The organism is Kitasatospora sp. NPDC059571 (assembly GCF_042735675.1).
Classification (GTDB): Bacteria; Actinomycetota; Actinomycetes; order Streptomycetales; family Streptomycetaceae; genus Kitasatospora.
Genome location: NZ_JBHWBW010000867.1, coordinates 1 through 1,026, shown reverse-complemented (window position 1 = coordinate 1,026; position 1,026 = coordinate 1). Strand labels below are relative to the sequence as shown.

General features: G+C 81.1%; 1 protein-coding gene. It reads right to left on the bottom strand.

Annotation, left to right across the window (positions count from 1 at the left end; genetic code table 11):
* Positions 1-118 precede the first annotated feature (118 nt).
* Positions 119-796: a hypothetical protein gene (locus ACFV0G_RS39630; protein WP_380558866.1), complete on the bottom strand. Its 678-nt coding sequence runs from the start codon at positions 794-796 to the stop codon at positions 119-121.
* Between the last annotated feature and the right edge of the window lie 230 nt (positions 797-1,026).

The window sequence follows — 1,026 nt, the reverse complement described above, 5'->3', positions numbered from 1 at the left end:
CCCGCCGCCCCCCACCCCCACCGCGCCCCCCACCCCCACCCCCCACGGGCGCCGCCCCCCCCCGGGGGCGGGGCCCGCGCCCCCCCCGCCCCCCCCTCCGGTGTGTTCGCCGTCTGCGTCAGCGGCCGTTGTAGGCCGTGAGGTCGGGGAGGGTGCTGAAGCCGATGCCGTAGGCGCTGACGCCGCGGCCGTAGGCGCCGAGCAGGACGCCGGGGGCCTCGCCCGCCAGCACCCAGCCGTACGCGGACTCGCGGTAGCAGAACGGCTGCGGCACCCCGTTGACCGGCAGGGTCAGCGAGGACCAGCCCGGGCCCTCCAGATCGTCGGCGAGGTCCCAGGCGAGCGTGGTCTGCTGGTCGAGCCAGTCCTGCCGCAGGGTGCGGTCCAGCTGGCCGGGCGGCACCGTGGCGAGCAGGCCGGAGCCGGCCAGCCAGGCCGCGGAGGACGCCGAGGTGGCCTCCAGGGTGCCGGTGTCGTCCGCGCTGCGCCGGCCCGGGCGGCGCGCCACCGTCACCACCACCGCGAACCGGTTGGCCTCCCGGGACTCGTACGGCCGGGCGGGCTCGTCGCCGTGCCCGAGCGAGCCGTAGTCCGGGCCCGCGCCCTGGCCGGCCCGGCCGGCGCCGACCGGGAAGAGCCAGCGCCGGCCCGTCCAGCCCTCGTCCAGTCCGTACCAGGGGAAGTCCGCCGCCAGGTAGGGCGCCAGCGGGTCGGCGGGACCTGCCTGGACACCCACCACGGGCGCCGCCCGCCCTCCCGGCGGGGCCGTCTCCACCGCTCGGCTCGTCGCGTCCATCGCTGGCCTCCTCCACGCACCCGTCTTCTGCCGCAGCGTCCCATGGTGGCGCACCCGGCACTCCCGGTCCGCGCGGTGGGGCCGACGGCACGGGCCTGCGGCGGCCGGCGGCGCGGCCGGGGCACCGATCACCATAGCGGCCCGGACGGCGGGCGGGCGGGCGCCGCCCGGGGGGGGGGGCGGGCGCGGGGCGGGGGGGGGGGGGGGGGCGGGGCGCGGCGGGGGGGGGC